Source organism: Larkinella sp. C7, assembly GCF_006149005.1.
Lineage (GTDB): Bacteria > Bacteroidota > Bacteroidia > Cytophagales > Spirosomataceae > Larkinella.
On sequence record NZ_VBSL01000002.1, the window covers coordinates 242,095 to 259,545 of the forward strand.

The 17,451-nt window shown below is 51.1% G+C and carries 20 protein-coding genes and 1 tRNA gene; 10 read left to right on the forward strand and 11 right to left on the reverse strand.

The genetic code is table 11. From position 1 onward, the window contains the following. Positions 1–43 precede the first annotated feature (43 nt). Positions 44–610 (forward strand): C40 family peptidase, encoded by a 567-nt coding sequence (locus FH871_RS06120; RefSeq protein ID WP_138990465.1) that lies wholly within the window; start codon positions 44–46, stop codon positions 608–610. Between the two features lie 64 nt (positions 611–674). Here the strand turns inward: FH871_RS06120 and FH871_RS06125 are convergent, their stop codons facing one another. From FH871_RS06125 to FH871_RS06150, 6 genes are all read right to left on the reverse strand, one after another. Then, positions 675–1,226, reverse strand: coding sequence for an NUDIX domain-containing protein (locus FH871_RS06125; protein ID WP_138990466.1), 552 nt, complete (start codon positions 1,224–1,226; stop codon positions 675–677). Positions 1,227–1,381: 155 nt separating this feature from the next. Then, positions 1,382–2,059: a ClpP family protease gene (locus FH871_RS06130; RefSeq protein ID WP_138990467.1), complete on the reverse strand. Its 678-nt coding sequence runs from the start codon at positions 2,057–2,059 to the stop codon at positions 1,382–1,384. Between the two features lie 109 nt (positions 2,060–2,168). After that, the gene (locus tag FH871_RS06135) at positions 2,169–2,387 is read right to left on the reverse strand and encodes a hypothetical protein (RefSeq protein ID WP_138990468.1); all 219 of its coding nucleotides are present in this window, start codon (positions 2,385–2,387) and stop codon (positions 2,169–2,171) included. 5 nt (positions 2,388–2,392) lie between these two features. Then, on the reverse strand, positions 2,393–2,950 hold the full coding sequence (locus FH871_RS06140) for an RNA polymerase sigma factor (protein WP_138990469.1): 558 nt from the start codon (positions 2,948–2,950) through the stop codon (positions 2,393–2,395). A 227-nt stretch (positions 2,951–3,177) separates the two neighbouring features. Further along, a tRNA-Ala gene (locus FH871_RS06145) sits at positions 3,178–3,254 on the reverse strand. 116 nt (positions 3,255–3,370) lie between these two features. After that, positions 3,371–3,856: a DUF3299 domain-containing protein gene (locus FH871_RS06150; RefSeq protein WP_114404727.1), complete on the reverse strand. Its 486-nt coding sequence runs from the start codon at positions 3,854–3,856 to the stop codon at positions 3,371–3,373. Positions 3,857–4,125: 269 nt separating this feature from the next. Between FH871_RS06150 and FH871_RS06155 the strand changes: the two genes are divergently transcribed. The 7 genes from FH871_RS06155 (at position 4,126) to FH871_RS06185 (ending at position 10,953) form a co-directional block, all read left to right on the forward strand. Next, the gene (locus FH871_RS06155) at positions 4,126–5,547 is read left to right on the forward strand and encodes a sensor histidine kinase (RefSeq protein ID WP_138990470.1); all 1,422 of its coding nucleotides are present in this window, start codon (positions 4,126–4,128) and stop codon (positions 5,545–5,547) included. Continuing rightward, positions 5,537–6,172: a response regulator transcription factor gene (locus FH871_RS06160; protein ID WP_114404725.1), complete on the forward strand. Its 636-nt coding sequence runs from the start codon at positions 5,537–5,539 to the stop codon at positions 6,170–6,172. The genes FH871_RS06155 and FH871_RS06160 overlap by 11 nt, the downstream gene beginning before the upstream one ends. A 137-nt stretch (positions 6,173–6,309) precedes the next feature. Beyond that, positions 6,310–6,945: a peroxiredoxin gene (locus FH871_RS06165; RefSeq protein WP_138990471.1), complete on the forward strand. Its 636-nt coding sequence runs from the start codon at positions 6,310–6,312 to the stop codon at positions 6,943–6,945. A 291-nt stretch (positions 6,946–7,236) separates the two neighbouring features. After that, complete coding sequence (locus FH871_RS06170; protein WP_138990472.1) at positions 7,237–7,509, forward strand: hypothetical protein; 273 nt, start codon at positions 7,237–7,239, stop codon at positions 7,507–7,509. 195 nt (positions 7,510–7,704) lie between these two features. Then, entirely contained in the window at positions 7,705–8,430 is a 726-nt protein-coding gene (locus FH871_RS06175; protein ID WP_229317090.1) for a glycoside hydrolase family 25 protein, read from the forward strand. 11 nt (positions 8,431–8,441) lie between these two features. Next, positions 8,442–10,112: a glucose-6-phosphate isomerase gene (pgi, locus tag FH871_RS06180; protein WP_138990473.1), complete on the forward strand. Its 1,671-nt coding sequence runs from the start codon at positions 8,442–8,444 to the stop codon at positions 10,110–10,112. Positions 10,113–10,191: 79 nt separating this feature from the next. Next, the gene (locus FH871_RS06185; protein WP_229317093.1) at positions 10,192–10,953 is read left to right on the forward strand and encodes a PorT family protein; all 762 of its coding nucleotides are present in this window, start codon (positions 10,192–10,194) and stop codon (positions 10,951–10,953) included. 99 nt (positions 10,954–11,052) lie between these two features. Here the strand turns inward: FH871_RS06185 and hisS are convergent, their stop codons facing one another. After that, entirely contained in the window at positions 11,053–12,441 is a 1,389-nt protein-coding gene (gene hisS, locus FH871_RS06190) for a histidine--tRNA ligase (RefSeq protein WP_138990474.1), read from the reverse strand. A 165-nt stretch (positions 12,442–12,606) separates the two neighbouring features. Here hisS and FH871_RS33060 point away from each other — a divergent pair, with 165 nt between their 5' ends. Further along, complete coding sequence (locus tag FH871_RS33060; protein WP_165840860.1) at positions 12,607–12,771, forward strand: hypothetical protein; 165 nt, start codon at positions 12,607–12,609, stop codon at positions 12,769–12,771. Between the two features lie 69 nt (positions 12,772–12,840). Here the strand turns inward: FH871_RS33060 and FH871_RS06195 are convergent, their stop codons facing one another. Next, on the reverse strand, positions 12,841–13,179 hold the full coding sequence (locus FH871_RS06195; RefSeq protein ID WP_171062771.1) for a hypothetical protein: 339 nt from the start codon (positions 13,177–13,179) through the stop codon (positions 12,841–12,843). 148 nt (positions 13,180–13,327) lie between these two features. Here FH871_RS06195 and FH871_RS06200 point away from each other — a divergent pair, with 148 nt between their 5' ends. Then, positions 13,328–14,092, forward strand: a complete 765-nt coding sequence (locus FH871_RS06200) for a methyltransferase domain-containing protein (protein ID WP_114404924.1) — start codon at positions 13,328–13,330, stop codon at positions 14,090–14,092. A 4-nt stretch (positions 14,093–14,096) separates the two neighbouring features. Here the strand turns inward: FH871_RS06200 and FH871_RS06205 are convergent, their stop codons facing one another. The 3 genes from FH871_RS06205 to hemL are packed head-to-tail and all read right to left on the reverse strand — an operon-like array spanning position 14,097 to position 17,400. Beyond that, complete coding sequence (locus FH871_RS06205; RefSeq protein WP_138990475.1) at positions 14,097–15,083, reverse strand: NAD(P)-dependent oxidoreductase; 987 nt, start codon at positions 15,081–15,083, stop codon at positions 14,097–14,099. Between the two features lie 16 nt (positions 15,084–15,099). Further along, entirely contained in the window at positions 15,100–16,107 is a 1,008-nt protein-coding gene (locus FH871_RS06210) for a glycosyltransferase family 2 protein (RefSeq protein WP_138990476.1), read from the reverse strand. A 9-nt stretch (positions 16,108–16,116) separates the two neighbouring features. Next, positions 16,117–17,400, reverse strand: a complete 1,284-nt coding sequence (gene hemL, locus FH871_RS06215) for a glutamate-1-semialdehyde 2,1-aminomutase (protein WP_138990477.1) — start codon at positions 17,398–17,400, stop codon at positions 16,117–16,119. Between the last annotated feature and the right edge of the window lie 51 nt (positions 17,401–17,451).

Genomic DNA, 17,451 nt, shown 5'->3' on the forward strand with positions numbered 1-17,451 from the left:
GGGGTAAACTAAACCATAAACGATACACCTTAAACCACTACGAATGAGGACTTTACTTCGCCCTTTGTGGCCTACTGCTCTTCTGGTGCTGACGCTGTCGTCCTGTTCATTTTTCAAAACTTCGCATTACACCCCGCCCGCCCAGCGAAAACCGGTGGCAGCCAATCGCAAACCGGTCGGTAAACCGCTGAAAACTGTCGATACGCAAACCTACCAGAAAGGGTATGTGCCGCAGGTGGTAAAAATTGCCCGAACCTATACCGGGACACCGTATCGCACGGGCGGTCAGACCTCGGAAGGCATGGACTGCTCGGGGCTGATTTTTGCTTCTTTCAATACTGTTGGTCTACAAATGCCGCGGGTTTCCTGGCAACAATCCGAAGTGGGGTATGAAGTGGAAGTCCCTCAGATTCAACCGGGTGATCTCGTTTTCTTCGTACCGGATGATGGGAAATCCGGCTACGTTTCGCACACCGGGATTGTTACCGAAGTTCGCGGGGCATCCAACATCATGTTTATCCACGCATCTTCGTCGCGGGGTGTTCGGGAAGACAATTTGTTCTCGAGTTACTTCAAAGGCCGGTTTGTGAAAGCCGTCCGGCCTTTTTAGCCCCTCCCCCCTAAAGGGACTTTTTGCATCGAGATTTGCTATATCCAAGTCACCTGTAGAGGATTCAGGGGTTTAAAAAACTGGCTGCCATTTCGAGCGTCCGCAAATAGGTATGTTGCGGTGGCGTATACCGAAGCGAATTATTACCCGTGCGAAATTCTTCCAGCACGACCGCAATCGGCATAAACCGCAAATCCGCCACTTCATCCGATTGCATGACAAACTGATCGAGTGTACGGCGGGTCCGAAAGACATACACAGCCGCGTGTTCCCGGTCGATCAGCGAAGCAGCCGGGTCGATTACCTCCACAGCCACCATGCCCAGAAACTGCAATTCGCCGGTTTTGGGCCTAACGCCAATTTCCTCCTCCACCTCCCGCATCGCGCACTGCTCATAACTCTCGCCCGGATCAACGTGTCCACCGACGCAGACGTCCCAGAAATTGGGCAAAACCGCTTTGTCCGGGTGACGAAGGCTCAGCAAAACTTCGTTCCGATCATTCAACACCACGATTTCAGATGTCCGGTGCCAGTCGCCGTCGCGGTGGGCTTCTTTTTTGGGTTTGGTAAAGCCCAGCGGCTGGTTGCTGGCGTCAAATATTTCAAGTAAGTCCATAAAAAAAGCCGCATCACTGCGGCTGATTAAATTCTCCGAAGACCGGCTGGTTCTAACCGGTATGTGATGCCGTGTTACAAAGATGGCTATTTCTGGCTTTTAAGCCCCTATTCTGCCCCACAAAATCAGCTAGCCCCGACCTCGGAACCGACGCTTTACCGTTGCAACACTTCATCGATGAAACCAAACGCTTTGGCTTCTGCGGCTTTCATCCAGTAATCGCGATCGGCATTTCGTTCAATTTCTTCCGCAGAACGACCGCTGTGCCGGGCCATGATTTCGTAGAGCTCATTGCGTAGAATGACAATCTGCCGCGCCGTAATCTCAATATCGACGGACTGCCCCTGCGCTCCGCCGTGCGGCTGGTGGATCATGACGCGGGCGTGTGGCAAAGCCGAGCGTTTGCCCGGTGCTCCGGCGCAGAGCAAAACCGCCCCAAACGACAAGGCCACGCTGGTGCAGATCGTCGCGACGTCGGGCCGGACGTATTGCATGGTGTCATAGATACCCAACCCGGCATAGACCGAACCGCCGGGACTGTTGATATACAGCAAGATATCCTTTTTGGCGTCGGCCGATTCCAGAAATAACATCTGGGCAATGATGATGTTCGCAATGTTGTCGTCGACTGCCGAACCGAGGAAAACGATCCGGTCGGCCATCAAACGGGAAAATACATCGACTTCGCGGAAATTCATGGGCCGCTCTTCAATAACCGACCGGGTCATGTTCTCCACCTGGTGCAGGTAGCGGTCGACCGTCAGACCGTTCAGGTTTTGTCCGTGTACGGCGAAGCTACGGAACTCACGTTGGCTAAGTTCGGGATAATACATAATCAGGAAATGGTTGGGATGAAAAATGCTTTTATCAGGCACGACAATGCCCCCCGGCTCTGTAAAAGCCAGTTGAAGAATCTATAAAACGAGGTTGGTATTGCCGGTTTTAACCGAACAGACGGACGTAAATGGCGTCTAATTCGCGACGCAATTGCTGACGTCCGGCCAGGCGAAGGGCCTGATAGGCCAGTTTCTGGGCCGCCAGTTTCTGTTGCCAATCCGGATTCCAGAGCAGCCGGACGGAGACGTCCATCTGTTGTTCTTCAGACAGGCTTCCGCGCAGGTAGGCTTCCAGCAATTGAACTTCTTCTAATTCGGAACGCATCGCCATCAGGATTTAAAGTGACCAATTGACAGGTGGCTGACGGCTTTGCGCAGTCGTTCCAGGCATTTGAATTTCTGCACGGTGGCGGAGCGAACCGACTGGTAACCGTGTTGTGTGGCAATCTGCTCCAGCCGCTGACCGAAGTAGTAGAAGCTAACCAGAATGGATTGACAGGTTTCGCCCAACTGCTCTACAAAGGTCATCAGTTTGAGAGCCGGCAGTTCGTTTTCGTCATCCGGCTCTTCCCAAATGAGGTCGGTCTGGGTTTCATTCCAAGCCGTTTTCCGTCGCTGTTTTTCCACCTGCTGCCGCCAGAGGTTTTTACAAATCCCCATCAGATATGTACTGACCGAACACGTCAACGTCAGTTGGTCCTGAACGGTTTTCTCATAATACAGAATCATGGACTCGTGGAAAATATCTTTCGCGTCTTCCTCCGTACCACCCTGTTCCCGGATATAATGGCGAACCATCGGATAGGTTTGGGCATAGATTCGTTCCATCGTTCGTTCCCGGTCAGCAATCAGGGCGACTTCCCTCGGCAGAGTTTGGGTTGAATTCATACGCTTTTTAGTGGTTTATCGGAATAACGCGCCGGTATCACCCAAGGATACGAAAAATATTTTTCTGCCGGGAAAAGATAGGGAGAGAATGTTTGATGAGAAATGATGAATGTCGAATGTAAAACGAGTTACCCATCCGGTACTTTTACATTTAGCGTTCATCATTGCTCATTTAATATTTAAAAAAAAGCCCCAGACTCGACAAGTCCGGGGCTTCTAACGAATTTTGGTGGAGATAGTCGGATTCGAACCGACGGCCTCTACAATGCCATTGTAGCGCTCTAGCCAACTGAGCTATACCCCCTTTTTTTCGTGGTGCAAAGATGAGAAATTTTGTAGAAAAAGCAATGAAGCTTTTTATAGATTGCAAAAAAAAAACGCCACGCAATGGCATGGCGTACTGATTTTGAACCGTTTCTATCATTGCTCCACCATCTCGGCATCTGCGATGATGTAGTTCAGTTCGTAGATATTATCAGCGTTCAGTTTGAGGGTTCCCCGGAAAGTCCGGCGCTCGTCGGTTTTAAACTTGAGGCCATTTTTCTTGAATTTCAGGGATACCACCGATTCCGGGCCTGCTCCTCCGCAGAAGAAACACGCGCTGTATGGAAAGGCCGACAGAACGTACAGATTGGATTCGTAATCAACGGGTAATACGTATCCTGTCAACTCGACCGGTTTTCCGCTCAGTTTCTGAATACCGGCACCGAAGGTTGGATACAGCATGTAAACGGATTCTTCGGGATACCATTTTTTCTTGAAAGTCACATCGCGCAGTGTTTCCCACGACAGTTTGACGGGTTCAGCGACGGTGGCCACCGAACGGTTACTCACCACTTTGGCGGGGGTAAACGCTGCCAGGGTCAGCAGTCCTAAAAGAGCGATGAAGCAGACATTTTTTTTCATGATGAGGTCGCGTTCAGATAATTACAAATCTACGTCGTTTTCTGGTTTAAAAACAACACTCAGTGGGGTTTGGTTCGGGTTTTTAGTCGCGAAAGTCATAAGTTACCACCTCCATCCTGCAATTATCACAATTTTTGTTACCTTTACCTTAATCAACGTGGTTGCCTCATAAAACCGTGTCGGAAGTAGTTAACGTTATACCCCAGACCTCTCAGCCTTCGGCCCGCCATTTCAACCGCCTGTTCTTAACAACATTGGTGTTCATAGCCATGCTGTTAACGGCTGCTGAAATCGTGAGCCAGTTTCAAACCCGGCGCGAATCCGAACGGGTATTGGTCATTCGAATGGCTTCCGCGCAGCGCCATCAGAGCCAGCGACTTGTCAGCCAGGTTCTCCAACTGACCCGCTCATCCGAGTTACCCAATTTCCAGCGTACCCTTTCCGAGATCAAGAAACTGTTCGCGCAGTTTCAGACGAATCAACTGCACATTGAACAGGGCACCGTACCCGGAAATCCGGTATTGCTTCAGAACAGTGACAGCATTAAAATTCGGTACCAAGCTCTGAAACCGTATTATGCGGGTTTTCGGGACAGTATGCAGCAACTGATCCTCCAGGCCGACCGTGCCACCGACCCCGAAAAATTCATTGCCGAAGCCGATTTAACCGCTTTGCTGGCGAACGAAAAGCCCTTTTTAGACAAAATGGACGAGGTCGTTCAGCAATATACCCGCGAAACGCTGGCGAATGTGGAGGATACCCGACTCATCGGTTTTATCATCTACCTTTTTATCCTGCTGGCCCTGGTGTTTGCGGGCTGGTTCATTCTGCGACCCGCCGTGAACAAATTTGAGGGCATCATTGGCCAGTTGGTCGAAGCCGAAACCCGAACCGCCACCACCAACCGCAAACTCCTCTCGCTGAACCGCGCCCTGAAAGAAACCCGCCAGCAACTCTTCGACGCCACCCGCCAGCAATACCAGCAGCAGATGGACGAGCAGAAATTGCGGACCTCCTACCTCGTGGCCGGACAGGAAGAAGAGCGCAAACGGCTCTCGCGTGAGTTGCACGATGGCATCGGACAAATGCTGACGGCCATCAAGCTGCAGGTCGAAAGTTTTGAGAAAAGTCTGAGTGGTGAGACCAAAGGAACCAAAAATTTAACGGTTCTGAAAAACCTGATTTCGCAGACCATTCAGGAGACCCGAAACGTGTCGAACAACCTGATGCCGACGGTTTTAAGCGACTTCGGGCTGGTTCCGGCCGTGAAGATGTTGGCCGACACGCACGACAAAGACAGTACCATCGATATTATTTTTCATACTAATCTGTCAAATACACGTTTAGATAAGAGCGTTGAGATTGGTGTCTACCGCATTGCGCAGGAAGCCGTCAGCAATGCCCTTCGCCACGCCGATCCGCACCAGATCACGATCGATCTGTTCGAAAAAGACAATTATTTGCACCTGATTGTCAACGACGACGGCAAAGGGTTCCGGATCCACCGCAGTCGGAAAGAAGACAGCAAGCGGCCTTCGCAGGGCATTCATAACATGAATGAACGGGCAGCCTTGATCAACGGTAAATTTAAAATATCATCGGCGCCCGACAAAGGCACAAAAGTACAAGTCAGTATACCTTTTAAACTCGCACACCAGGAATATGAGTACACTCAAGTTGATGCTGGTTGATGACCACTCTATCGTCCGAAACGGAATACGCTCTCTGCTGGAACAAAACGATGAATTTTTAATTGTCGACGAAGCCGGCGATGGTGAGGAAGCCCTTGAAAAGCTGAAAACCCAGCAACCAGATGTGGTTTTGATGGACATCTCCCTGCCGGGCATGTCGGGGATTCAGACGACACAGATCATTTCGCGTCTGTATAAAAACATCAAGACCCTGATGTTGTCGATGCACAACAACGAAGATTACATTCTTCGCTCGGTAGAAGCCGGGGCCTTTGGCTACATTCTGAAAGACTCATCGAGCGATGAGATGATGAAAGCACTGCGAACCATTGCCAGTGGGGAAAAATATTTCAGCTCACCCGTAGCCACCATTATTTTGAATGGCTATATGCACCAACTGAAAAAGACGGAACGAAGCAGCAAAATCCGGCGCTCCAAGCTTTCGAAGAAGGAGAAAGAAATCCTGCAGTTTTTGGTCGATGGCATGAGCAGCCGTGAAATTGCCGAAAAACTCCAGCTTTCGGTCCGAACCGTCGACAACCACCGCGCCAACATGATGCGTCGCCTTCAGGTGAAGAATGCTGCCGAACTGGTGAAGATGGCCGTCGAAGAAAAATTGATTTAAAAAACCATTTTATGCAAAGGTAGTGTTATCAATCTGCGGTCTTTGTCGTTCAGAGATCCGCACTGTTGATAATTCGTTTTACATTTGTGTAACCAACACTATAGTATAACTATAGTAATAACCAAACCTCTTTTATTATGGCACTCCGATTAGGTGACATCGCCCCGGATTTTACGGCAGAGACCACCGAGGGTACGATCAATTTTCACGAATGGCTGGGAAATTCCTGGGGTATGATCTTTTCCCACCCCGCCGACTTTACGCCGGTTTGTACGACGGAATTGGGCCGAACCGCCCAACTGACTGACGAGTTTGCAAAACGTGGCGTGAAGGTGATTGCGGTCAGCGTTGACCCGCTTGAGTCGCACACCGAATGGGTGAAAGACATCAACGAAACCCAGAATACGACGGTTAACTTTCCGATGATTGCCGATAAAGACCGTCAGGTGGCCGAATTATATGATATGATCCACCCGAACGCCAGCGAAAAATCAACGGTTCGGTCGGTGTTTATCATCGGTCCTGATAAAAAAATCAAACTGACTTTGACCTATCCCGCTTCAACGGGCCGGAACTTCACGGAGATTCTGCGGGTCATCGATTCATTGCAGTTAACCGCTAACTACCAGGTGGCCACGCCCGCCGACTGGACAGAAGGCCAGGATGTGATTGTGGTTCCGGCGGTTAGCACGGAAGACGCCATCAAGAAATTCCCGAAAGGCGTTACCATCGTTAAACCGTATCTGCGGACCACCCCGCAGCCGAATAAGTAAAAATAGAACTGGATTTATAGAGCATGTTAAATGATGAATGCTAAATGTAAAAGAGAAGGACAATGAACTCCTTTTACATTTAACATTCATCATTTAACATTTTTTATTTTTTATTTATTGGATCGGGTTTACCAAAACGGTTCTATGGGTAGGTGATACTAGATTTTCCGGGGCTTCAGCGTCGGCAGTATCTGTCATAAGTTAAACCGAAACAGGAATTTTCGCTCACTATCCGGAACATTCTCCGGAGACTGTAGTTCTGACTTTGTCTAACAAAACTTAAACAATGTTATGAACGTACTAGAGCGCAATCGGGAAAAAGGTTCGGTGAAAAACCCGAATCCAGAGCACAAAGAAGGCCCAGTCGCTGAGGCCATTGAGGATCAAACCGCAAAAATACCTTCTGACGTTTTTTTGTGGGCTGCTGTGGCATCCATGGGCGTTTCCTTATTCTACAAATTTCAGAGTGAAAATGACAAGGCTTTATTCGTTGGCCAATGGGCTGCTCCCTTTTTGTTGTTGGGTTTATACAACAAAATTGTGAAACTGGAAGGACACGATTAATCCGAAAAACCGTTTCAACCGGAGTAAAGAGAAGAGGAATCATAAACAATCCTGTTCATCTTTACTCCGTTCTTTTTACCCTCCTTTCCCCCACTTCTTTTTTCCATCGTCCTTTTGTCGTTATTTTTGTCCGGTATGAGCCGGATTGTGCTATTTATCTATAGGAAGAGGAAATTACTGGTCTGGCCGTTGCTAGTGCTTTCGTTGGTTCTGGTCGGGCTCTGGTGGAATCGTTCGCTGAAGAAAGTCAATGAATTGCAATGGGAGTTTGTAAACAGATACGGGATTCGAATGCCGTTGAAGTATACGATTCACGGTATTGATGTCTCTCACCACAACAACCGCATCAACTGGCAGCGGGTTTCTCAGGTGCAGGCCCGGGGCGTTGGGCTGCAATTTGTCTTTGTCAAAGCCACCGAAGGCGCATCGCTCGTCGACCGGCGATTCAAACACAACTGGCAGGAAGCCCGAAAAGCAGGCCTGAAACGGGGTGCCTACCACTTCTTCCACCCGAAACGCGATCCCGTAAAACAGGCTCAGAATTTTATCAAAACCGTTACGCTCAAACCCGGCGACTTTGCCCCCGTGCTCGACTTCGAACGGAACGCCAAAGGTACCGTTCCGGCGGAGAAACTCATTGCCGACATCCGGGTCTGGCTGCGGCTGGTGGAAGACCATTACGGCACCAAACCAATTATTTATGTCAACCGGCACTTTTATTTACTCTACATTGCCGGTAATTTTGACGACTATCCGCTCTGGATTGCCGATTATTCTTCCGACCACCCCCGGCATTTTAAAGCGGAGCGGTTGTACATTTGGCAACACAATGAAAAAGGTTCGGTGGATGGCATTCGCGGGAAAGTCGATTTTAACGTGTTTGTCTGCGAACCAGACCGATTGAACGAAATTTCTCTTTGAACCCATTCAACATGTTACCGACCCACTCTTTTCTTCAACTTCCTGCTTATCAGGAACTCCAGAACCATTTCGAGCAACTTAAGGGACAACACCTGCGGGATTTATTTGCGGAGAACCCCCATCGATTTACGGATTTTTCACTGCGGTTTGAAGACATTCTGGTCGATTTCTCCAAAAACCGGATTACCGCCGAAACCATGCAACTGCTGCGTCAACTGGCGGGGCAGGCGGGTCTCTACGAAGCCATTGAAAAAATGTTTTCCGGCGACGCTATCAACGTTACCGAAAACCGTGCTGTGTTGCACGTCGCCCTGCGGAACCGTTCCAACACGCCGGTGCTGGTCGATGGAAACGATGTGATGCCGGATGTCAATGCGGTTCTGGACAAAATGGAGGCTTTTTCGCATCGCATCAGCTCAGGTGACTGGAAAGGGTATACCGGCAAACCGATCACGCAAATCGTCAACATCGGTATTGGCGGTTCGGATCTGGGGCCGGTAATGGTCACGGAAGCCCTGAAACCGTATGCGCTTCAGAAAGACGGAAAACCGCAGTTGCAGGTGTATTTTGTGTCGAATGTCGATGGCGTACACATTTACGAAACCCTGCAAAAGCTCGATCCGGAAACCACACTGTTCATGATTGCGTCAAAAACCTTCACGACGCAGGAAACGATGGCCAATGCCCATTCGGCCCGCGACTGGTTCCTGAGTCACGCCAATGACGAATCGGCGGTGGCGAAACATTTCGTGGCCATTTCGACCAATAAAACCGAAGTCGAAAAATTTGGCATCGATCCTGAAAACATGTTTGGGTTCTGGGATTGGGTCGGTGGGCGCTACTCCCTCTGGTCGGCCATCGGTCTGTCGATTGCCTGCTACATTGGTTTCGACAACTTTGCCGAACTGCTTGAAGGGGGCCATGCGATGGATCTGCATTTTAAGAATACCCCCATCGAAGAAAATATCCCGGTGACGCTGGCACTGCTGGGCATCTGGTACAACAACTTTTTTGGAGCCGAATCACACGCCATTCTGCCCTACGACCAGTACATGCACCGGTTTGCGGCCTATTTCCAGCAGGGTGACATGGAAAGCAACGGCAAATCCGTCGACCGCAACGGCGAGCCGACGGCCTACCAGACCGGGCCGGTGATCTGGGGAGAACCCGGCACCAACGGGCAACACGCCTTTTACCAACTGATTCACCAGGGCACGAAGCTGATTCCCTGCGATTTCATTGCCCCCGCCATCAGCCAGCGTCCACTGGGCGAACACCACAACATGCTGCTGTCCAACTTCTTCGCCCAAACCGAAGCCCTGATGAATGGCAAATCCGGGGAAGAAGTAGTAGGGGAACTGGTGAAAGCCGGAAAAAAGGAAGAGGAAGTGGCTTTACTGATGCCCTTCAAGGTGTTTTCCGGAAACCGACCTACCAACTCGATTCTGGTGAAGAAAATCACGCCAAGAACACTTGGCAGCCTGATAGCGATGTATGAACACAAAATTTTCACGCAAGGCATCATCTGGAATATCTTCAGTTTTGATCAGTGGGGCGTCGAGCTGGGCAAACAACTGGCCAATCGCATCCTGCCCGAACTCGCCGACAACCGGCCGGTTTCATCGCACGACAGTTCGACCAACGGCCTGATCAATTCCTACAAAGAATGGAGACAACTTTAAACAATCCAAGATTAGCAATGTTAATAAGGTGTATGCAATGCATACACCTTATTTTTTTACAATTTCAAAAACTATTATCATGATGAAACGCAACAGTATCCTGCTTGCGGTGTGCCTTTTGGGAACGTGGAGCGCCAATGCTCAGAATAACATTTCTTCAGACACTACCAGAAATTCAGCGACAACAGTCGCTCCAACGAACAGCGCGACCTATTCGTCGACTCCAGCTACGACCAACTCGTATTCTTCAACGTCTACTACCGCTGACTACGGAAGTCGCCAGAGCCGTGTGAAGGCTGATAAACCGTACAAAGCCTTCACCGGTGGTATTTATGTGGGTGCCAACTCGACCCGGTACCGGGGTGAAGATGTGGACGGCGACAATCCTTCAGGACGTCTGGGCTACCAGATCGGTGGTTTCGTTCGCGGTGGCGGCCGGATTTACGGACAATTGGGTGCAGAATATTTTGCTTCCAGTTCGAACTACTTCACGCCTGGCGATGGCGCTTCGGTTCAGGATATTTCGGGCCGTATCAACACCAAATGGTTGCAGATCCCGGCTTATATCGGGGTAAAACTGGCCCAGTCTGACCGTGGCATTTCTGCTGTTCGCTTCGCCGTCGGTGCTGAATATGCCAATCGGTTAAGCAGCAACAACACTGTCAATGTGGATGAAAATGAGATCAAAAGCGGAACATTTCTGGGCCTGGTCAATCTGGGCTTTGATATGGGACCAGTCCTGATCGACCTTGTGTATCACCACGGTTTCTCCGATGCCATCAGCGGATTCAACAATTCGCAGCGTCGGGCGCTGGGTGTCAATCTCGGCTTCAAGTTTTAATACGCAGACTGTCCACTATACAAACGGCGTCCCGACTTTGAGTCAGGACGCCGTTTTTGTAACCCTGACGCGGCCAAAGGTTCTGCTGTCAGCGGTTAGTTAAATGGACTTGCTATGCGTGACCTCTTCCTGTAAACGCGCCACAATCTCGTCGGCCGTCAGCTTCTCCTGCTGCCCCGTCACCATATTTTTCAATCCCAACAACCCGGTTTGCAGTTCTTCCGAGCCAATCAGAACGACATACGGAATGCGTTTTGCATTCGCATAATCCAGTTGCTTTTTCACTTTGGCGGTATCCGGATACGCTTCCGACGGGATGTTCTGTGCCCGCAACTGGCTCAGCAACGGCAAGCCAAGCGAACGCCCTTCGGTATCGAGGTGAACCACCAGCACCTGCGTCGATTGCAAACCGGTTTCCGGAAACAGGTTCAGTTCTTCCATTACATCGTAAATCCGGTCGACGCCCAGTGAAATGCCGACCCCCGACAAACCGGGCATACCGAATGCACCGGTGAGGTTGTCGTAACGGCCTCCCCCGCTGATGCTGCCGATCTGCACGCCATTGGCTTTTACCTCAAAAATGGCACCGGTATAATACGACAGACCGCGCGCCAGCGTCACGTCCAGTTGCATCCGGGCGTCGTTCAACCCATATTGGGCGACCAACTGCCAGACTTCTTCGAGTTCCGCAACGCCTTTCAGTCCCACCTCTGAAGAAGACAGCCAGCTTTTTAGTTGTTCGAAAGCCGCCTGCGCCTGATCCGGAAACTGAAACATCGGTTCCAGTTTAGCAATCGATTCATCGGAAAAACCGCGTTGTTTCAATTCCTCCACCACTTTTTCCTTTCCGATTTTATCCAGTTTATCGATGGCAATGGCCAGCAGTCCTTCCTGCCCGGCAGCACCCACTACCTCGGCAATGCCGGTCAGAATCTTGCGGTTATTGATTTTTACGGTAAAATCCTGAATACCCAGATTTCGCAGGCTTTCGTGCAGCATCAGGACGATTTCGGCTTCGCACAACAGCGAATCCGTCCCGACCACATCGGCATCGCACTGTACAAACTCCCGATAGCGTCCTTTCTGGGGACGATCAGCACGCCAGACCGGCTGAATCTGGTACCGCTTGAACGGCATCGTCAGCGCGTGTCGGTTCATCACCACATAGCGGGCGAACGGAACCGTCAGGTCGTACCGAAGACCCTTTTCCGAAATTTTCAGGGTTAATTTGCGGGCATTTTCCTGCCAGTCGGTTTCGGTCAAATCCTTGGCGAAGTCGCCGGAATTGAGCACTTTAAACAGCAACTGATCGCCTTCTTCGCCATATTTCCCCATCAGAACCGACAGGTTTTCGAGGGTGGGTGTTTCAATGGGCTGAAAGCCGTATCGCCGGAACGTTTGCCGGATGGTTTCCAGCAAAAAGAGCCGTTTGCTCATCTGTTCCGGCCCAAAATCGCGCGTGCCGCGGGGTAAACTCGGTTTTTGCATGTTGCAAAAATAGCAAGCTGGACGGAGTTTTCAGCAGGCTGTTTGCAGGAACCTGCACCTACCCCGGCATCGAGTCAGATTAGTACCAATAAAAAATTGATTTTCTGCGGTATTTCCGCTAATTTTGCGGACAATTTGGATTAAACGGACTAATTACATACAATCATGGGAGTAACAGCACTGAAACGCAAAGACCAAAAAAATAAAGCCCGGGCTAACAACAAAATTGCGCGTATCAAACAACTATTGCGTCGCCCGGACGTGAAAAACGTTGATGTAGAAGCCATCAAGGCGTCTTTTGCCGAAAAGAAAAGCCAGGCCGCAGCGTAAGTGAAAAGCGGTTATCAGTGGGTAGTATCGCACTGTTTTCTGAAAACGGAGGATCATTCGATTGCCTCGTCACGCTCGACGGACGGGGTTTTCTTTTTTAAGCCGTTCCCGCAGCATCTTTTTCAGGTACCGGCGGATAGTCCGGCGGTTTTCGATCTGCATCCGGAAAATAATGGCCTGACCAAACAGGGAAAGCCCGGCGTTGATAACCACCAGACTGTAGGTTCCCAGCAAAAACCACCGGCTGAAGGACTCGCCGGTATGTTTCAGATTGGCGGCTTCACTGAAAACGCACAAGCCATAGCCAATCAGAATCAGACTGAAAGGAGCCAGCAGAAGCCATTTGGTGCGGGTACTCATCCGCTTGATGAGTCGCCGACCGGGCGGTTTAGAGGGAGCAACAGCCATCGTAAATCTAACAACAAGTGATCAAAGCTCTAATTTAACAGACTAAATCTCATTTTATCCGTAAATCTGTTAATTATTGCGTATTCGGCCCCATCGCCGGTTGGGGTTCATCGATAAGATCCGGGTTCCGGCGGTGTTTTTCCGTGGTATGAAACATCTCATCAGCTTTATTTTAAAAACCGTACCGCGCCCGGTCCTGCAGCGGGTCAGCCATTACGCCATGAAGGTGATGATGGTTTTCTACCGGGGCAACAACGTCGAGTGTACGGTTTGCAGCAAACATTTTCGGGAGTTTATGCCCTACGGCCGGAACATTCCGCGTCCGAATGCCCTGTGTCCGAACTGCTTAGCCCTGGAGCGCCACCGGCTGATGAACCTCTACCTGCAGCGAAAAACCAATTTCTACCGCGACCCACTGAAAGTGCTGCACGTTGCGCCCGAACATTGTTTTATCGACCGGTTCGAGAAACTGCCGAATCTGGATTACATCACCGCCGACATCGAATCGCCCCTGGCGAAAATAAAAATGGACATTCACCAGATTCCATTTCCGGACAATACCTTCGATGTGGCGTTTTGTAACCACGTCATGGAACACGTCGAGGATGATGCCAAAGCCAGCAGTGAACTGTATCGGGTGTTGAAACCGGGGGGCTGGGCCATCATTCAGTCGCCGATCGACTACACCCGCGAAACCACTTTCGAAGACGCCACCATTACCGATCCGAAAGAACGGGAGCGGCTTTTCTGGCAAAGCGACCACGTCCGGCTTTTTGGCCGCGATTACGCCCAACGGTTGGCCAAAGGCGGTTTTACCGTCGTGGAAGACCGCTTTGTGTTCGAACTCCCCAAAGAAGAAGTGAAACGGTTTTCGCTGCCCGCCGGGGAAGTAATTTATCTCTGCAAAAAGTAAGTCGTTAGCATTCGACCGGATAAGGTCCCTCGGAAAAGGTTTTCGGGTGATATTTCTTCGAGCCAACCTGCCGGGCCAGCGGGCTTCGCAGGTCTTCCCCCGCTTTCAGGCGTTCAATCAAATACCTGAAATCATACTTCGGTTGCCATCCCAGTTCCGTTCGGGCCTTTTTGTTTACATACACCCGGTCAATTTCGGGGAACATTCGCCAGCCCCGGCGCCCGTATTCTGCTTCATAGCCCGGAACCAATCGTCCAACTACTTGAGGGGCAGCAGACCGTAAAGCCACGGTGTCATCCGGCAAAAAAGGGGTTGTTGCGCTGATGATGTAGGTACCAAAACCAAGCGCTGGTGCCCGTTCGGCAGCCAGCAGGTGCGCACTCACCACATCTTCCAGATCCACGCGCCGAAAGAGGTATTCGTTGGCTTTTACATTGTCGTCTTCATAGGCATCCCGCACGTCCTTGTTGTCATCGATTTCGAGAAAAAACCGGGACGTTCGCAGGATGATACAGGGCAACCCCTGATTTCGGTAAAAAAGCTGGCAGAGGTCTTCGGCAGCCGTTTTTGTTACGCCGTAAATGTTTTTGGGAACGGGCGTCACCTCCTCCGTGATCCAGGCTGCAGGCTCACCGGCGGGTGGCACCAGTGCATCACCAAAAACACTGGTGGTGCTGGTGAACACAAAACGCTCCACACCGGCGGCCACCGACTCCTGCAGCAGATTGAGCGTACCAGTAATGTTGGTGTCGATGAAATCCTGCAGGCTATGGGTTGCGACGTGCGGTTTGTGGAGGGTTGCCGTATGAAAAACCGCCTTAACCCCTTTGAGACAACGTTGAACAAACGAACGGTCGGTAATCGAGCCGACGTGCGAGGTAAAAGGCGAGTTTAGAATGTCGATACTGACGACCTCATCTCCCAAACGCTGGAACGTGCGCACCAGTGCCTCGCCCAGGTGTCCCGCGCTTCCGGTAACTAAGACTTTCATAGGCCAAAAATAGAAATTACGACGGATATTCCATATGGGCACCGGTTTCCTGATGGCCTTTGGGTTCACGGAGTCGTTTCCAGCCTTCGCTCAAAAAACCGACGCCGTAGCCGATAAGCTGCACGAAAGCCGCTACAATGCTCAAAAAACCCACTTTCAGGCTCTTCTCTTTCCGGACGGCGTCACTGAAAATTAAAATGGAGAACAGAAGCAGAACCGCTATGGCCAGACCGAACAGAACCGGGTGGATGAAATACCAGACCGGCACCGAGAAAACAAACAGGGTAAACAGCGCGGGAAAGGTGTGCACCAGCCGGAGTTCCGACGGAAAAAACCGGGCGATGTTGATGCGGGCGCGGCCAAAAAACCGGAGTTGGCGGTAAAATTGGCCAAAGTTCGTCCGACGTTTGTGGTAAATAAACGCTTCCGGGAGCAGGCCGGTTTTAAAGTCATTGTCAATAATCCGGATGGCAAATTCGATGTCTTCCCCCATCCGGCTGATTTTATACCCGCCGATTTTCTCGTAAACCTGCCGCGAAAAACCCATGTTGAAACTGCGCGGATGAAACTTGCCACCGAGGTTCTTTTTGCTGCCGCGAATGCCACCGGTCGTAAACGGCGAGGTCATGGAATAACTGATCGCTTTTTGAATGGGCGTAAAACTGGGATGCGCTGCGTCGGGGCCGCCGTACGCATCCAGCCAGTCGGTTTGCAACCGCTGTTCAACGGCGGCAAAATAATGTGGAGGTACCAGCGCGTCGGAGTCGAAAATCACGAAATAATCACCCGTCGCCCGTTCAAAACCGTAGTTGCGGGCAAACCCCTGTCCGCCGTTGGGTTTGAAATAATAGTGAATGTCCAGGCGGTTTTTGAAAGACTCAACTACCGCGTCGGCCCGGTTTACGGACCCGTCTTCCACCACCACGATTTCGTCGGGAACGCGGGTTTGCCGGCTCAGGCTTTCGAGCAGTTCGCGCAGTTCGTCCGGGCGATTGTAGACGGGAATGATGACGGAAAAACGCATCGAAATGGATTAAATAACTTCCTTCAATGCCTCTTCATTCGCCCAGCTCACCTGATCGATCAACTCGTCCGTCAGGGCTACCGAGAGAAATAGACTCTCGAATTGCGAAGGAGCCAGGTAAACACCCCGCTTCAGCATTGCCTGAAAATACCGCCCAAACAACGGCAAATCACTGGTTTTGGCATCGACGAAATTAGAAACCGGCCGCTCCGTCATGAACAGCGTATACATTGAGCCGAGGTGATTGATCGTAAAATCCAGCCCCAGCTTAACCATGCTGGCGCGGATACCGTTGGTCAGGCGTGTTCCCAGTTCTTCCAGCCGCGCGTAGACTTCCGGATGGTCGTTCAAATGCCGCAACATTGCCAGCCCGGCCGACATGGCAATCGGATTTCCGGACAGGGTCCCGGCCTGATACACCGGCCCGGCGGGTGAAACAATACTCATGATGTCGCGTCGTCCGCCATAGGCTCCCACCGGCATTCCGCCCCCGATGATTTTCCCCATCGTGGTGAGATCGGGCCGAATGCCAAACCGCTCTTGGGCACCGCCTTTGGCCAGCCGGAAACCGGTCATGACCTCGTCAAAAATCAGCAGAATAGCATGTTTATCGCACAAATCCCGCAAGCCCTGCAAAAAACCGGGTTCGGGTAACACGCAGCCCATGTTGCCCACAACGGGTTCCAGGATGATGGCGGCAATCTGATTGGCGTTGGCGTCGATCAATCGTTCGACGGCATGCAGATCATTGAACGGAGCCGTCAGCGTATCCAAAGCGGTGGCCTTGGTGACACCGGGACTGTCGGGCGTTCCCATCGTGATGGCACCACTGCCAGCCGCAATCAGGAACGAATCACCGTGGCCGTGGTAACAGCCTTCAAATTTGATCAGTTTATCGCGTCCAGTAAACCCGCGTGCCACCCGAATAGCCGCCATCGTGGCTTCGGTGCCCGAGTTGACCATCCGCACCATCTCGACCGACGGCACCATCTCGGTGATCAATTCGGCCATTTCCACTTCCTTGCGCGTGGGTGCACCGAACGAAAACGAGTGCTGAATCGCTTCCCGAACGGCGTCTTCCACCGGCTCAAACGCGTGGCCCAATACCATCGGCCCCCAGGAATTAATCAGCTCGATGTACCGGTTTCCGTCCTCATCAAAAAGGTAAGGTCCTTTTGCGGATTTAATAAAAACCGGGTTTCCGCCTACGGCCCGAAAGGCCCGAACCGGTGAATTCACCCCGCCCGGAATCAATGTTTTTGCTTTCTCGAAGAGTTGCTCGCTCGTTGTCATCTTTTAATGAGCGAATGCGTGAATGAGTGAATGAGTGAATAGGATCGAAGA

Bases quoted from the DNA above. Each gene is read 5' to 3' on its own strand.
- FH871_RS06125 (WP_138990466.1), bottom strand. From the start codon at position 1,226: ATGGACTTACTTGAAATATTTGACGCCAGCAACCAGCCGCTGGGCTTT.
- FH871_RS06200 (WP_114404924.1), top strand. From the start codon at position 13,328: ATGAAACATCTCATCAGCTTTATTTTAAAAACCGTACCGCGCCCGGTC.
- FH871_RS06205 (WP_138990475.1), bottom strand. From the start codon at position 15,083: ATGAAAGTCTTAGTTACCGGAAGCGCGGGACACCTGGGCGAGGCACTG.
- FH871_RS06140 (WP_138990469.1), bottom strand. From the start codon at position 2,950: ATGAATTCAACCCAAACTCTGCCGAGGGAAGTCGCCCTGATTGCTGAC.
- FH871_RS06165 (WP_138990471.1), top strand. From the start codon at position 6,310: ATGGCACTCCGATTAGGTGACATCGCCCCGGATTTTACGGCAGAGACC.
- FH871_RS06155 (WP_138990470.1), top strand. From the start codon at position 4,126: ATGCTGTTAACGGCTGCTGAAATCGTGAGCCAGTTTCAAACCCGGCGC.
- FH871_RS06130 (WP_138990467.1), bottom strand. From the start codon at position 2,059: ATGTATTATCCCGAACTTAGCCAACGTGAGTTCCGTAGCTTCGCCGTA.
- FH871_RS06160 (WP_114404725.1), top strand. From the start codon at position 5,537: ATGCTGGTTGATGACCACTCTATCGTCCGAAACGGAATACGCTCTCTG.
- pgi (WP_138990473.1), top strand. From the start codon at position 8,442: ATGTTACCGACCCACTCTTTTCTTCAACTTCCTGCTTATCAGGAACTC.
- FH871_RS06150 (WP_114404727.1), bottom strand. From the start codon at position 3,856: ATGAAAAAAAATGTCTGCTTCATCGCTCTTTTAGGACTGCTGACCCTG.
- FH871_RS06185 (WP_229317093.1), top strand. From the start codon at position 10,192: ATGATGAAACGCAACAGTATCCTGCTTGCGGTGTGCCTTTTGGGAACG.
- FH871_RS06210 (WP_138990476.1), bottom strand. From the start codon at position 16,107: ATGCGTTTTTCCGTCATCATTCCCGTCTACAATCGCCCGGACGAACTG.
- FH871_RS33060 (WP_165840860.1), top strand. From the start codon at position 12,607: ATGGGAGTAACAGCACTGAAACGCAAAGACCAAAAAAATAAAGCCCGG.
- FH871_RS06170 (WP_138990472.1), top strand. From the start codon at position 7,237: ATGAACGTACTAGAGCGCAATCGGGAAAAAGGTTCGGTGAAAAACCCG.
- FH871_RS06135 (WP_138990468.1), bottom strand. From the start codon at position 2,387: ATGCGTTCCGAATTAGAAGAAGTTCAATTGCTGGAAGCCTACCTGCGC.
- hisS (WP_138990474.1), bottom strand. From the start codon at position 12,441: ATGCAAAAACCGAGTTTACCCCGCGGCACGCGCGATTTTGGGCCGGAA.
- FH871_RS06195 (WP_171062771.1), bottom strand. From the start codon at position 13,179: ATGGCTGTTGCTCCCTCTAAACCGCCCGGTCGGCGACTCATCAAGCGG.
- hemL (WP_138990477.1), bottom strand. From the start codon at position 17,400: ATGACAACGAGCGAGCAACTCTTCGAGAAAGCAAAAACATTGATTCCG.
- FH871_RS06120 (WP_138990465.1), top strand. From the start codon at position 44: ATGAGGACTTTACTTCGCCCTTTGTGGCCTACTGCTCTTCTGGTGCTG.